Raw genomic sequence first — 14169 nt, 5'->3', positions numbered from 1 at the left:
AAGGGGCCCGGTCGTCCGCCCGTACGCCTACCTTCCGCGTCCGTCCCAGGTACTACGCGGCGCCCGCCCCGCTCCGCCGCGCCTACTTCTCCTGCGCCCGCTTCCCCTGCTGCTTCGTGCGGAACGCCGCCGCGTGGTCCGCCGCCCATTCCTCGAAGGTCCGCGCCGGGCGTCTCGTGACGTCCTGGACCGTGGTCGCGACCGTGCGCCCCTCCACCGGGGTGTTCCCGTACACGTACAGCATGAAATCGATGGTCTCCTGCGGCATTCCGGCCGCCCGCATCCGCTCCACTGCCTGCCCCTCGGTGAGCTCGACGAGGCCGACGGGCTCGCCGCGCGCAGCGCCGATGACGCGCACCTTGTCGTGGAGGGTCAGCACATCCGGGCCGGTGATGACGTACGCCCTGCCGTGGTGGCGGGCGTCCCGTGCCTCGTCCAGCAGCGCCACCGCGGCGACCGCACCGATGTCCGCCTCGTGCACCATCGAGCTGAGCCGGTCCGCGTACGGCTCCTCGATGCGGCCGTGGCTGCGGATGCCGTCGGCCCAGCCCAGTGCGTTGGCCATGAACTCCACCGGCATCAGCACGGTCCACCGGAGGCCGAGTCCATTGCCGCGCACCGCGTCCTCAAGAGGTGACTCGCCGCCGCCGTGCAGGACCGTCAGCCGCCGTACGCCCGCCTTCGCGGCCAGCGCCACGATCTCCTCGCCGGTGTCCAGCGGGGCGTACCCCTCGCCGAAGACGATCAGATGGGCCGCTTCGACGCCCTCCAGCGCGGGGGCGAGCGACGCCGGGTCGGTCAGGTCGCCCCGTACGACCTCGACCTCCGCCGGGAAGTCGGCCTTCGCAGGGTCGCGGGTGAGGGCGCGGACCGAGGCGCCGCGGGCGAGGAGCTCGGCGACTACCTGACGGCCGACCGTTCCGGTGGCACCCGTGACGAGTACCTTCTGCACGTTCTCCGTGTTCGTCATGAGGGACACGTTAGGAAGGCTTGCGGACAGCTTCCGTCCGCAAGCCGGTTACCTAAGCAAGCCCACTGCCTAGTAGGCGAGTTGCGCGATCTCCTCCGCGACCACCGCGCACGCGTCCGCCGCCGGGTCGATCAGCGGGAAGTGCCCCACGTCTTCGAGGAGCGTCAGCCCGACGACCTCGCCCGCCAGGGCCGCCGCCTCCGTGTACGCCTCCGACACCTCGTGCGGGACCGTCGTGTCGGTGCGGCCCTGCACGACGGCCGTGGCGATGCCGGTGGGGAGGAGCGCGGCCGGGTCCGCGTACGGCTGCCGCTCCTCGTACGACCCTTCCCCGCCGAGGAGTTGGGGGACAGCGTCGCCGCACACCCCCATCCGTACCGCCGTCGCGAAGTCCGCGATCGGGGCGAGCGCGACCACTCCCCGCAGCGGCGGCGGCGAGGAGAGGCGCCACGGCGAGCCCTCCGGGAGCACGTGCCGGGCTGCCGCCCACAGCGCCAGGTGCCCGCCCGCGGAGTGTCCGGTCAGCACGGTGCGCCGGAGGTCCGCCTCGGGCAGCGCCTCCTTGGCCAGGTGCGGCAGCGCGTCGAGGGCGGCCGCCACGTCGTCGAAGGTCTCCGGCCAGCGGCCGGCCAGCGGCCCGTCCGCGTTCTGGTGCGGCAGCGAACTCCCGCGCCGGTACTCGACGTTGGCGACCGCGAAGCCGCGCCGGGCGAGGAAGTCGGCGAACGGGGTGATGTGCTGCCTGTCGTACGGAGCCCGCCACGCCCCGCCGTGCAGGACCACCACCAGCGGTACGGCCCCGCCGTGTTCACCGCGGGGTGCGTAGAAGTCGATCACCTGGTCGGGATGGTCGCCGTACGGAGCACTGGCGTCAGGTGCGACGGCGGGGAGCGTCGGCGGCTCGTCGAGCGGGAGCCCGGACGGCTCGTCCGGCAGGGGGACGCTCGGCATGACGGCTTCAACCTCCGGGCACTGGCGGGACGTTCGTACACCCTTGTCGATCATTAAGCGCGGACGCTACCAGGCACTTTGCGCACGCGTGGCCACGCCGGAGACCGTTCCCTCCGACGTGGCCACCCTCCGTGCACGGCCTACAGCACCTCGGTGAGGATCCGTGCCGCCCGCTCCACGTCACCGAATCCGACGTACAGCGGAGTGAAGCCGAACCGCAGCACGTCCGGGTGACGGAAGTCCCCGACCACGCCCCGTGCGATCAGCGCCCGCATCACGTCGCCCGCGTCGTCACAGCGCAGGGCGATCTGGCTGCCCCGTTCGGCGTGCGCGAGGGGCGTCACCACCTCCACGCGGCCCTCCGGTACGTAGGCCCGTACGCACTCCACGAAGAAGTCCGTGAGGGCCAGCGACTTCGCTCGTACGGAGTCGATGTCGACGCCGTCCCAGACGCCGAGCGCCGCTTCGAGCGCCAGCATCGAGAGGATGTCGGGGGTGCCGACCCGGCCGCGCACCGCACCGTCGGCGGGGGCGAAGGCCGGGGCCATCCCGAACGGGTCCGCGTGCCCGGTCCAGCCCGGCAGCGGCGAGTCGAAGCGGTCCTGGTGGCGGGCGGCGACGTACAGGTACGCGGGCGAACCGGGGCCGCCGTTCAGGTACTTGTACGTGCAGCCGATCGCCAGGTCCACGCCGTGCGCGTCGAGCCCGACCGGGAGCGCGCCCGCACTGTGGCAGAGGTCCCAGACGGCGAGCGCGCCCGCGTCGTGGACCGCCGCGGTCAGCCCCGGCAGGTCGTGCAGGCGGCCGCTCCGGTAGTCGACGTGGTTGAGGAGCACGGCGGCGGTACGGGGCCCGAGGGCGTCCCGCACCTCCTCCGGGCGCACCGGGCGCAGGGTGCGGCCGGTCATCCGGGCCGCGGACTCGGCGATGTAGCCGTCGGTGGGGAAGGTCGTCGCGTCGACGAGGATCTCGTCGCGCTCGTCGGCTGCCAGCCGTACGGCCCCCACCAGCGCCTTGAAGACGTTGACGCTGGTCGAGTCGCCGACCACGATCTGCCCTGCCGCCGCACCGACGAGCGGGGCGATGCGGTCGCCGATCCGCTCGGGCGCGGTCCACCAGCCGCTCTCGTCCCAGGAGCGGATCAGCAGCTCGCCCCACTCCCTGGCCATCACGTCCTGGACGCGGCCGGGGACGGCGCGGGGCAGTGCGCCGAGCGAGTTCCCGTCGAGGTAGACGACACCCTCGGGGAGGGCGAACAGCTCGCGGCACTCGGCGAGTTCATCGGCGGCGTCGAGAGCGGCGGCTTGTTTCACGTGAAACGCGCCGACTTCGAACATGGCTCCGCTCCCCTCAGACATGGCTGCGCGCCGTCCACAGCTCGGGGAAGACGTTCTTCTGGGCGCGCTTCTCCAGCCACGCCACCCCGGCGGAGCCGCCGGTGCCGACCTTCGATCCCATCGCGCGGCGCGTCGCCACCAGGTGGTCGTTGCGCCATCGCCACACGAGCTCGCCGACCTCGGTCAACGCCTCGCCGAGCACGACGAGTTCGGACCGCCCGGTGCCGATCTCCTCGGCCCCGTACACCTGCGCCCAGACCGACTCGACCTCGGGCGACGGTACGTACTTCTGCGAGAGGTCGCGGTCCAGGACCTCCTGCGGCACGGGCAGCCCGCGCCGGGCCAGGAGCCTCAACACCTCGTCGTACAGGCTGGGTTGGTGCAGCGCCTTCTCCAGCTCGTCGTGCACGCGGGGCGCTCCCCGGTGCGGCACGAGCATCGAGGCGGCCTTGTCGCCGAGCAGGAACTCCATCCGCCGGTACATCGCCGACTGGAACCCGGAGCCCTCACCGAGCGCGCTGCGGTACGAGTTGAACTGGGCGGGGGTGAGGTTGGCGAGCGGCTTCCAGGAGGCGTTCAGGGCCTCCAGCTCGCGGGTGGAACGCTTCAGGGCGTCCAGCGCGACGGGGATCCGCTCCTCGCGCAGCGCGGCCGCCGCCGTCTCCCACTCGTGGACTATGACCGTGAACCACAGCTCCATGACCTGGGTGGTGACCAGGAAGACCATCTCGCCGGGGTCGTCGGAGAGAGGGTGCTGGAGGTGGGTGAGGACGTCCGCCTGGACGTAGTCCTCATACGGTGTGGTGCCCGCGAAATCGAGGTTCGGGGTCTCCGAACCTTCGGCTCCGGGCGCCTCGGGGGTGTGCGTCATCGCATGCTCCTCGACACGAACTTCCAGGTAGCGGTCCGCCCCTCCCTCAGAAGGATTCTCGGGCCCCGGTCCCCTGCTCGGCATCATAGGCCGGGCCCCGACAGGGTGCCCCTCAGAGGGTGGGGCCGGTCAGATACGTCCCGTTCGCGGCATACGGCCAGGCGTTGGAGCGGCATCCCTCCAGGCCCTTGATCTGCTGCATCATCACGGGCGCCGCCCGGCCCGCACCGGGGCAGCCGAGGTGTCCGAGGCCGAGGGCGTGGCCCAGTTCGTGGTTGATGATCAGGTGCCGGTACTCGGCGGGCGGGCCCTTGAACTGGGGCGAGCCCTGCACCCAGCGGCGCAGGTTCACCACAACTCCCTTGCCTGTCTCGCAGTTGAGCTCGCCACCGGTGTCGAGGCCCGCCTCGCCGCAGAGGCGGTCGGCGGTGTCGGGGGTGGCGATCCGGATCACGATGTCGGCATGGCCCGCGACCAGCTGGAACCGGCCCCGGCCGTGCTTGGCCCAGCCGCGCGGGTGGGCGACGATCGCCTCGATCTCGGCGGCGGCCTTGTCGGGGGCGATGCCGCTGCCGTTCTCGACCTGCACCTGGTAGCGGCGCAGCGTGCTGCCGGAGCCGACGGGCCGGCCGGAGACGCGGGCGGTGGAGAAAGCGCCGGAACCGGTCCTGGGGACGCGGGAGCCGGAGGCGTCGGGGACGCGCTCGCGGCTCGGGGGGTCGGAGGAGACTTCGCCGGGGGCGGGGTCGGAGGCGGGGTCGGGGTCGGAGGCGCCGGGGGTCGCGGGGGTCCCGGATCCACCGGCCGCTGCTTCCGGCCGCCCGTCCGCACCGGGGCTCCCGTCCGCCGCACCGGGGCTCCCGTCGGCCGACCGCGGGGTGCCCTGCTTGTCGGCGCCGTTCTGCCAGGCGGCGACGGCGAGCCCGCCACCGCCGACGGCCGCGGCCACGCAGAACAGGGCCACGAGGACCCGTCCGCGCCGGGTGAGGCGAGTGCCCTGCGGGCGGTTGTTACTGCTGCGGCTACTGCTACGGCTGCGGCGGTCGGGCCGGGCGTACTCCCGGCGGTCGTCGCGCTGGCCCACGGCGGAGCCCTCCCCTGGTCTGCGTGACCGGCGGGTGGGGGGAGCGGGGCGGGTTGCCCCGAGTGCCGGTGACGATCTTCGCTGCGGTTCGCCGATCGTACAGGCGTCCGACCGGGAAGCCGCCGGGATGCGCTCCCGGGGCGCGTGTCGCCGGGCGTGCTGCCCGTACGCACCACTGCCCGGACGCGACGCTGCCCCCACGGCCTGTTTTCCACAGGCTGTGGGGGCAGCGGGCTCGGGCTCAGGGGCGGGCTCGGGCAGCGGGCTCGGGCTCGGGCTCAGCCCAGCGTGTCGGCAGCCAGCGCGGAGGAGTCGCGCAGGAAGGTTGAGCAGCGGTCGTACTCCGCCTGCTCGCCGATCGACTGCGCGGCACGGGCCAGCGCGTGCAGGGCGCGCAGGAAGCCGCGGTTCGGCTCGTGCTCCCACGGCACCGGGCCGTGGCCCTTCCAGCCGGCCCTGCGCAGCGAGTCCAGGCCGCGGTGGTAGCCGGTGCGCGCGTACGCGTACGACTCGACGACGCCGCCCTTCTCGAAGGCGTCGTCGGCCAGCTGCGCCCACGCCAGCGAGGACGCGGGGTACTTCGCGGCGACGTCGGCGGGCGCCGCACCGGACGCGAGCAGCTCGCGGGGCTCCGGGTCGTCGGGCAGGTGGGTCGGGGGCGGTCCCCCGAGGAGGTCCTGGTGAATAGCCATGCCCCTAGTCTGCCTGCCCGCGGGCGCGACCGGGGCAGTCAGGCGGAGTTGCCGGGACCGCGGTCCCGTTCGAGCGGCGGGGCGGCCTCCGGCGGCGGAGCGGCTTCCAGCGGCGGGGCCGCGACCGAGCAGTTCGTACGGCACTGGGGCACGTGCGCGTCCGGACCCGGGTTCCGTACGGTGAGGAGGGCGATCAGCGCGCCCAGCACCAGCACCCCCGCGCACATCGGCATGGCCCGGTCGAAGGTGGCGCCGAACTCCGCCGCCGAGCGGTACGCCTCCGGGCCCATGCCCGCGAGCAGCGGCAGCGCGGCCACCGCGACGAGGCCCGCGGCGCGGGCGGCGGCATTGTTGATGCCGGACGCGAGCCCGGCCCGCCCGGTGTCGACGGAGGCCAGCACGGTGGCGGTGAGCGGCGCGACCAGCGTCACCATCCCCATTCCCATCACCACGATCGCGGGCAGCACGTCCGTCACGTACGAGGACCCCGCCCCGACCCGCAGCATCAGCAGCATCCCCGCCGCGCACAGCAGCGGCCCCACGGTCAGCGGGAGGCGCGGCCCGATGCGCTGGGCGAGCGCCCCCGAACGGGCCGACAGGAACAGCATCAGCACGGTCGTCGGCAGCATCGCGGTGCCCGCCTGGAGCGCCGAGTACCCGACCACCACCTGCAGCTGCAGCGCGGTCAGGAAGAAGAACCCGCTGAACGCCGCGTACACGCACAGCGTCACGACGTTGATCGCGGTGAACTGCCGCGAGGCGAAGAGCGTCAGCGGCATCATCGGGTCCGCCCGGGTCCGCTCCACGTACAGGAACGCGCCCGCCACGAGCACCCCGCCCACCGCGCACCCGAGCACGAGGGCCGACGCCCCGCTCCCCGGCGCCTCGATCAGCGCGTACGTCACCAGCCCCAGCGCGACGGCGGCGAGCACGGCCCCCAGCACGTCGAACCGGCCGTGCGCCTGCGGATCCTTCGACTCGGGTACGTGCCGGAGCGCGACCGGCACGCAGAGCGCCGCCAGCGGCACGTTGATCAGGAACGCCCACCGCCACCCGGGACCGTCCACCAGCCACCCGCCGAGGAACGGGCCGACGGCGGCCCCGATGCCGCCGAGCCCAGACCACAGGCCGACGGCGCGGGCCCGGTCGTCCGGGTGGAAGGACGCCTGGATCAGGGCGAGCGAGCCCGGTGTGAGCAGCGCCCCGCCGATGCCCTGCAGGGCGCGGGCCGCCACCAGCACCGTCGCGTTCGGCGCGAGGCCGCAGAGCAGGGAGGCGGCGGCGAACCACACCACCCCGACGACGAACACCTTGCGCCGGCCGTAGCGGTCGCCGAGCGCGCCACCGAGCAGGATCAGTCCCGCCAGCGTCAGCATGTAGGCGTTGACGGTCCACTGGAGCCCGGCGAGGTCGGCCCCGAGGTCGCTGCCGATCCGGGGCAGGGCGACGTTGACCACGGTCGAGTCGAGCATCGCCATGCTGGAACCGAGGACGGTGGTCAGCAGGACCCAGCGGCCGGTGGGGCTGCCGACGCGGAGTCCTCCGGAACTGTCACTTGCGGCCATAGGGGGATCGTCGCCGCAAATGTGCGCCGGGGCCATCCCGCGGGGGCGAATCGGTCGCGGGGCGGTCGCGGGGAGGGGCGGCAGCGAGCGCGTGCGGTCGTGGAGGGGCGTGCCGCGGTGGGGGCCGCCCCCTTGCCCACCCGTCCCGCCCCCGGGGGGCGGCCCCGCTGCCCAAGGAGACGGCGGTATCGGCGTGCCCAAGGGGGCTAGGGGGCTCAGGGGCTCGGGGGCAGGCATTTAGGGGCGCGGGGAACTGCGCGACCAGCCACGACGCACCCGCACGAAGCCCACCCACCACCCGCCGCCCTGCGCCAAGCAGCCCGCACGACGCACACCCCACCCTCCGTACGCGAAACGGGCTTGGCCCCTCGGATGCTCCGAGGGCCAAGCCCGTTTCGTCAAGCCCAGTCCGCAGGACTACTTCAGTCGCGTGCCCGTCGACCGCAGCGCCGCACACGCCTCAGTGACCCGTGCAGCCATGCCCGCCTCGGCCGCCTTGCCCCACGTCCGCGGGTCGTACTTCGACTTCGTGCCGACCTCGCCGTCGACCTTCAGCACCGCGTCGTAGTTGCGGAACATGTGGTCCACGACCGGACGCGTGAAGGCGTACTGCGTGTCCGTGTCGAGGTTCATCTTCACGACGCCGTTCTCCAGCGCGGTGGCGATCTCCTCGGCGGTCGAGCCCGACCCGCCGTGGAAGACGAAGTCGAAGGGAGAGGACTTCCCGTACTTGGAACCCACACCCTCCTGGAGGTCCTTCAGGAGCTCCGGACGCAGCACGACGTTGCCCGGCTTGTACACGCCGTGCACGTTGCCGAACGAGGCGGCCAGCAGGTAGCGGCCCTTCTCGCCCAGACCCAGCGCCTCGGCGGTACGCAGCGCGTCGTCGACGGTCGTGTACAGCTCGTCGTTGATCTCGTGGCTGACGCCGTCCTCCTCGCCGCCGGTCGGGGTGATCTCGACCTCAAGGATGATCTTGGCGGCGGCGGCCTTGGCGAGCAGCTCCTGGCCGATGGCCAGGTTGTCGGCCAGCGTCTCGGCGGAGCCGTCCCACATGTGGGACTGGAAGAGCGGGTTCAGACCACGCGCGACACGCTCGGCGGAGACCTCAAGGAGCGGGCGGACGTAGCCGTCCAGCTTGTCCTTGGGGCAGTGGTCCGTGTGCAGCGCCACCGTGATGTCGTACTTCGCGGCGACGATGTGCGCGAACTCGGCCAGGGCGACCGCACCGGTCACCATGTCCTTGTTGTGCTGGCCACCCAGGAACTCCGCACCACCGGTGGAGATCTGGATGATGCCGTCGCTCTCGGCCTCGGCGAAGCCACGGAGCGCGGCGTGCAGAGTCTGGGACGAGGTCACGTTGATCGCCGGGTAGGCGAACTTCTCCGCCTTCGCCCGGTCGAGCATCTGGGCGTAGACCTCGGGGGTTGCGATGGGCATCTGTCCGCTCCTTGGGATATGCGGGTGTGCGTGCTGGTCCCTGACCTGGGGGCGACGTCATCGTCGCCCCCATCTTTCCAGACTCTTCACTCGGCTCCACCCGGCGGACGCGCGCCGACCCCGTCCCGGAATGCACAGAGCTCGGCGTGTTTCACGTGAAACACGCCGAGCTCGGACAAAACACCAGGTCACAGCCGTGCAGCAGCAGGTCCGGGACCTAGGTCACCACTTCAGGCGAGATCCAGGTCCACCAGCTGGTAGCCGGTGAGGTACGGCACTCCCGCGTCCGCGATGGCCTTCGCGGCGCCCCGGTCGACGATCGTGGCGACCGCGACGACCTCGCCGCCCGCCTCACGGACCGCCTCGACGGCGGTCAGCGGCGAGCCGCCGGTGGTCGAGGTGTCCTCGACGACCAGGCAGCGGCGGCCCTTGACCTCGGTGCCCTCGATACGGCGCTGCATGCCGTGCGCCTTCTGCGCCTTGCGCACGACGAACGCGTCGAGGCGCTGCCCGCGCGCGGCGGAGGCGTGCAGCATCGAGGTGGCGACCGGGTCGGCGCCCAGCGTCAGACCGCCGACGCAGTCGAAGTCCAGGTCCGCGGTCAGGTCGAGCATGACCTGACCGACCAGCGGCGCGGCCTCCCCGTCCAGGGTGATCCGGCGCAGGTCGATGTAGTAGTCGGCCTCCAGACCCGAGGAGAGGGTCACCTTGCCGTGCACCACGGCCTTGTCCTTGATCTGCTGGAGCAGATCGGCGCGTACGTCAGTCATGGGAATGAGCTTAAGTGGCGGTCGGGAGAGCCGCCGCCACACCCACGCACGGCCTCAGCCCAGCCGCCGCCACGCCCACGTCGTCGACGCCTCCAGCGGGTCGACGGGCGTGACCAGCCTCGGCAGGGTGTTGAGCCCGTTCGGCGGGCCGGTCTGCGGCTCGACGCAGACGGCCGCCTCCTGCTCGTCGTAGACGACCACCCACTCCTCGCGGCTGGTCACCTTGATCTCCAGCTGTCCGGGCCAGGTCAGGGTGACGTCGACGCCGTCGGGCATGCCGAAGCAGTCGTCCCAGGGGCTGGGGGTGGGGTCGATGCGGCGGCCCGTGGGGAGGTGGTCGTCGCCGCGCTCCTCCTGCCAGGCGGCGTCGAAGGCGAGCTCGACGTCCGCGCCGGAGCCCAGGTTGCGCCGGAACCAGGGGTGCCAGCCGAGCTGCGCCGGGAAGGAGTTGTCGTACGTCTCGACGCCCATGGTGAGCGTGAGCGCGTCCGGCGTCAGCTCGAAGGTCTGGGTGACCCGGCCCGCGTACGGCCACGGGCTGCTGAGGTCGTACGTGAACGAAGCAGCCGCGGCGCTGCGGGCTGCGGTGCGCCAGCGGGTGTCGCGGCCGGTGCCGTGGATGGCGTGCGGCGGGGAGTTCACCGGCAGCTGGTGGACCTTGTCGCCGTCGCGGAACCGCCCGTTCTCGGTCCGCCCGCACCAGGGCACCATCGGGAAGCTGCCGAAGTGCTTGCCGTTCTCCGGCTGCCGGAGCACCTCGGTGGAGCCGATGCGCAGGCTCTCGACGCGACAGCCGTCGGCCGGGTCGACGGTCAGCTCGACGTCACCGGCGCTCAGCAGGACGCCGGAATCCTTGTTCTGTTCGCTACTCACGCTCCGGACACTACCCAGCCCGGGGCACCGCCCGGCCCGAAGCGCTATCTGCGCCGTCGAAGTACCCGTCCGACGACCACGGCCGAGGCGACCGCGAGGGCGGCGGCCGGGGCGAGGCGGCGCAGCGTGAACGTGCCGGACGCGGGGGCGGGTGCCATGACGGGGGCGTACCGGCCGCGCGGCGGCGCGTGGTCGACCTCCTCGGCGCTGCGGCCGATCATGGTGCGGCGGGCGTGCGCGGCTTCGGCGGGCGGCTCTTCGGGGAAGGCGTCGGGGAGTTCGCCCGGCAGCCCTTCGAGGGCTTCGCGCAGTGCTTCGTTCTCGTCCTCGCGCGTGGGCGGGGCCGGCAGCTTGTCCTCGAAGTCCAGCTCGTCGTCGCTGAGGCGGTCGAGGGACGGCGGCGGCACGGCGGTGTCGAAGACGGAAGCGGGCGCGTCCGGCGCCGACGGCGGGGCGGCTTCGGCGCCGAGCCGGGTGCCGAAGCGCTCCAGGAGCCGCTGCACCGCGGACTCCACCGCGGGGGCGTCGAGTTCGGCGATGCGGCCGTCGCCGTGCGCGGTGCCGGTGAAGCGCAGGGTCGTACCGCCGTCGGACTCTTCCGTCCGTACGGTCAGGGCGATCTTGACCGAGCCGTTGCCGCGGGCCTCGGTGCCCTCGCCCGCCACGGTGAAGGTGGCGCCGTCGGCGCTGCCGGTGACGGCCAGCGCACCCCGGTAGGTGATGGTGTGGCCGCCGGCCCGGACCTTCAGCCGGCCGGTCAGCGGCGGGGACGTCTTGTCGGCGTCCTGCTGGAGTCCTGGCACGCAGCGCGCGACCCGGGCGGGGTCGGCGAGCGTCCGCCGTACGGACTCGGGCAGAACCGGAACGAACACCTCATGCTCCATGGTTCTTGAGCCTACTCACGCGGACCGCGTTCACACCCGAAACTCTGCGCAGAAGTACCGAAGCAGCAGAAGTACGGAAGCAGAAGACGGAAGATGGACGGTCGCCGTCACGGCGTGTAGCGCGGGTGGACCAGGGTCGAGGCGGGCAGCCCCCGCATCCGGGACGCTTCCGCCGACCGGGCGCCGGAGAGCAGCAGCGGGACCGTGAGGGAGCGCAGCTGCGGGACCTGCGGGGAGAGGGCCAGGCCGGGAGGGACGCGGGCGGCGAGGAGGAGGCCCCAGTCGCGGGGTGCGCGGGAGTCGCCCGACGAGCGGTCGGGTCCGGCGCTGAACCCGGAGAGGCGGCCGGTCGCGCGGTACGGGCGGGTGTGCAGGCCCGCCGCGCGCAGGGTCGCCTCGACGGTCCAGTAGACGAAGGGGCGGGCCCCGATCGGGCCCGCGTGGACGGCGATCCGGCCGTCCGGGGCGAGCACGTCGGCGGCCAGCCCGTAGAACTCCTGGGAGTAGAGCTTCGTGGAGGCGGTGATGCCGGGGTCCGGCAGGTCCGAGACCACCACGTCGTACGGGGGGTCGCCGAGCGGTGCCGAGCGCAGCCAGCCGAACGCGTCCGCGTGCACGACGTGCAGCCGGGGGTCCCGGTGGGCGCCGCCGTTGAGCGCGACCAGGGCCGGGTCGGTGCGGGCCAGCCGGACCACCTCGGAGTCCAGGTCGACCAGGGTCACCGAGGTGACGTCCGGGTAGCGGAGGACCTCGCGGGCGGCCATTCCGTCGCCGCCGCCGAGGATCAGGACACGGGAGTGGGGGCCGCGCATCGCGGGGTGCACCAGCGCCTCGTGGTACCGGTACTCGTCGCGGCCCGAGACGCGCAGGCGGCCGTCGAGGAAGAGGTCGGGCGGGCCGGCCGGGCTCCCGGTGATGACGACCTCCTGGACGTCGGTCTGTACGGCGACCCGCACCCGGTCCCCGTACACGGCACGCCTGGCGGCCCGTTCGAAGTCGTCGACGAGGACGGTCGCGGTGGCGAGCGCGACCAGCACCGCCAGGTTGACCGCGATCAGCAGCCAGCGCGAGCGGCGGGTGAGCTCGCGGCGGAACAGCCAGAGCACGAGGGACCCGCCCGCGGCCGTGTTGACGGCGCCGGTGACCAGGGCGCCGGTCAGCTGGCCCAGCATCGGGAGCAGGAAGAACGGGAAGGCGAGGCCGCCGACCAGGGCGCCCACGTAGTCCGCGGCGAACAGGTCGGCCACGTCACCGCTCGTGTCGTCCTCGTCGTCGGCGGCAGCGGCGACGACCGCCCCCACGGTGACGGCACCGGCAACCGCCATGCCCTGCCGGCCGACCGCCCTCTCCTGCCGGCCGATCCGCTGGATCAGGGTCATCAGCAGCGGGATCTCCGCGCCGATGAGGATGCCGATGGCCAGCGAGAAGCCCACCAGGACGTACCGCGCGCCGCCGAACCAGGCGAACGACGCGTACAGCACCAGCGCCGAGCTCCCGCCGACCGCCGCGAGCCCCGCTTCGAGCAGCCCGAACCCGACGGCCGCCCGGCAGCGCAGCCGCTTCGCCAGCAGCGAGCCGATGCCCATGGCGAAGACCATCGTGGACAGCACCACGGACGCCTGGGTGACCGAGTCGCCGATCAAGTACGAGGCGAGGGCGACCAGTTCCAGCTCGTACACCAGCCCGCAGGCGGCGCAGATGAAGACCACTCCGAGCACCAGGTACCGGGCCGTCCGCGGCCTCACCGGAAGCGGCGCCATCGCTCTGCGCACCCGCCCGGACGGCATGCGCAAGGAGGCACCCGTCGCACGCGAGGCGGGCGCCGGAACGCGCGGTCCTGAGGGCCCGGGGCCACCGGACGCGCAGGAAGCGCCGGAAGGGACGGACGGGCCAGGGGCGTTGGGGCCGGCTGAGGCGGAGGCCGGATGGATCATGTCGGCAACGCTACGTCACCACTTGCTCGCGACTTGTCACCCACAAGGGTGCAACTGAGGCGCGCCAGGCATACCTGCCGTCACACCGCCGCACACCTCCCCTCACACCGCCGTACGCCTCCCTTCACACCGCCGCGCACCTCCCGTCACACCGCCGCGGGCACCCTGATCCCCACCCGCGTCCTGGTCACCACCAGTTGTCCCTCCTGCGGGTACGCGTGCCAGGTGCGCCAGCTGACCTGCGCCTCGCCCTCGCGCTGGGCGAGCAGCGCCGTGAAGGCGTACGGGCTGCCGGGGAACGTACCTGCGAGTCCGTTGGGGTGGTCGGCGACCAGCGCGAGCAGCTCCTGCGCGCGCCCCGCGAACGCGACGTCGGAGAGCGTCTCGACTCTGGCCGCGAATTCGTAGTCCCAGTCGCCGACCTGCTTGGAGACGCCCAGCGGCAGCGGGGTCCTGCTGCCCGGGATGCAGGCCACGGTCTCCGAGCAGTAGCCGTCCCCCTCCTCCAGGAGCACCTGGTGCGAGGCACCGAGCAGACGCAACTGCAGCCTGGCACCGAACAGTTCGAGGTCCAGCACGGCGAGTGCCGACAACGGCTCCCGGCCGAGTGCCCAGGCCAGGTCGGAGGCACACGTGTCGGTGTAGTCGGTCTTGAGGGTCGTGAGCATGTGGGGGCTCCGCAAACACGCAGTGGGGGGTGGACCAGGGGCACGCCGGAGGGATACGGGGTGGAGCTGGGGGGACCGCCCGTTCGGGTCCGCAGGGGACCGCGGGATTCCAATGACGGATTTTCAACAG

The 14169-nt window shown here is 72.9% G+C and carries 13 protein-coding genes; all 13 read right to left on the bottom strand.

The window, feature by feature from the left end:
* Positions 1 to 82: 82 nt before the first annotated feature.
* The 13 genes from ACH4SP_RS15105 to ACH4SP_RS15045 all read right to left on the bottom strand — a co-directional run bounded on the left by ACH4SP_RS15105 (position 83) and on the right by ACH4SP_RS15045 (position 14039).
* Entirely contained in the window at positions 83 to 970 is an 888-nt protein-coding gene (locus tag ACH4SP_RS15105) for an SDR family oxidoreductase (protein WP_398414675.1), read from the bottom strand.
* Positions 971 to 1039: 69 nt separating this feature from the next.
* Positions 1040 to 1921 carry an alpha/beta hydrolase family protein gene (locus ACH4SP_RS15100; RefSeq protein WP_398414672.1) on the bottom strand — a complete coding sequence of 294 codons (882 nt, stop codon included), beginning with the start codon at positions 1919 to 1921 and terminating at the stop codon, positions 1040 to 1042.
* Positions 1922 to 2061: 140 nt separating this feature from the next.
* Positions 2062 to 3258 (bottom strand): kynureninase, encoded by a 1197-nt coding sequence (kynU, locus tag ACH4SP_RS15095; protein WP_398414670.1) that lies wholly within the window; start codon positions 3256 to 3258, stop codon positions 2062 to 2064.
* Between the two features lie 13 nt (positions 3259 to 3271).
* The gene (locus ACH4SP_RS15090) at positions 3272 to 4129 is read right to left on the bottom strand and encodes a tryptophan 2,3-dioxygenase family protein (RefSeq protein ID WP_398414668.1); all 858 of its coding nucleotides are present in this window, start codon (positions 4127 to 4129) and stop codon (positions 3272 to 3274) included.
* Between the two features lie 112 nt (positions 4130 to 4241).
* Positions 4242 to 5213, bottom strand: coding sequence for a DUF3152 domain-containing protein (locus ACH4SP_RS15085; RefSeq protein ID WP_398414665.1), 972 nt, complete (start codon positions 5211 to 5213; stop codon positions 4242 to 4244).
* A 278-nt stretch (positions 5214 to 5491) separates the two neighbouring features.
* The gene (locus ACH4SP_RS15080; RefSeq protein WP_398414662.1) at positions 5492 to 5905 is read right to left on the bottom strand and encodes a DUF3151 domain-containing protein; all 414 of its coding nucleotides are present in this window, start codon (positions 5903 to 5905) and stop codon (positions 5492 to 5494) included.
* Positions 5906 to 5943: 38 nt separating this feature from the next.
* On the bottom strand, positions 5944 to 7470 hold the full coding sequence (locus ACH4SP_RS15075) for a DHA2 family efflux MFS transporter permease subunit (RefSeq protein WP_398414660.1): 1527 nt from the start codon (positions 7468 to 7470) through the stop codon (positions 5944 to 5946).
* A gap of 417 nt (positions 7471 to 7887) precedes the next feature.
* Positions 7888 to 8910, bottom strand: coding sequence for a class II fructose-bisphosphate aldolase (fbaA, locus tag ACH4SP_RS15070; RefSeq protein ID WP_398414658.1), 1023 nt, complete (start codon positions 8908 to 8910; stop codon positions 7888 to 7890).
* Positions 8911 to 9140: 230 nt separating this feature from the next.
* Positions 9141 to 9680 (bottom strand): orotate phosphoribosyltransferase, encoded by a 540-nt coding sequence (gene pyrE, locus ACH4SP_RS15065; RefSeq protein WP_398414656.1) that lies wholly within the window; start codon positions 9678 to 9680, stop codon positions 9141 to 9143.
* Positions 9681 to 9734: 54 nt separating this feature from the next.
* Complete coding sequence (locus ACH4SP_RS15060) at positions 9735 to 10553, bottom strand: aldose 1-epimerase (protein WP_398414653.1); 819 nt, start codon at positions 10551 to 10553, stop codon at positions 9735 to 9737.
* Between the two features lie 44 nt (positions 10554 to 10597).
* The gene (locus tag ACH4SP_RS15055; protein WP_398414651.1) at positions 10598 to 11437 is read right to left on the bottom strand and encodes a CoxG family protein; all 840 of its coding nucleotides are present in this window, start codon (positions 11435 to 11437) and stop codon (positions 10598 to 10600) included.
* Positions 11438 to 11544: 107 nt separating this feature from the next.
* A complete protein-coding gene (locus tag ACH4SP_RS15050) occupies positions 11545 to 13224 on the bottom strand; it encodes a polyamine aminopropyltransferase (protein WP_398415085.1) in 1680 nt (559 codons plus the stop codon).
* Positions 13225 to 13517: 293 nt separating this feature from the next.
* Positions 13518 to 14039 carry a DUF2617 family protein gene (locus tag ACH4SP_RS15045; RefSeq protein WP_398414649.1) on the bottom strand — a complete coding sequence of 174 codons (522 nt, stop codon included), beginning with the start codon at positions 14037 to 14039 and terminating at the stop codon, positions 13518 to 13520.
* Positions 14040 to 14169 lie beyond the last annotated feature (130 nt).

It is taken from the genome of Streptomyces sp. NPDC021093 (assembly GCF_044333135.1).
GTDB lineage: Bacteria > Actinomycetota > Actinomycetes > Streptomycetales > Streptomycetaceae > Streptomyces.
The sequence above is the reverse complement of the archived record's forward strand: the minus strand, read 5'-3'. Positions and strand labels throughout refer to the sequence as shown.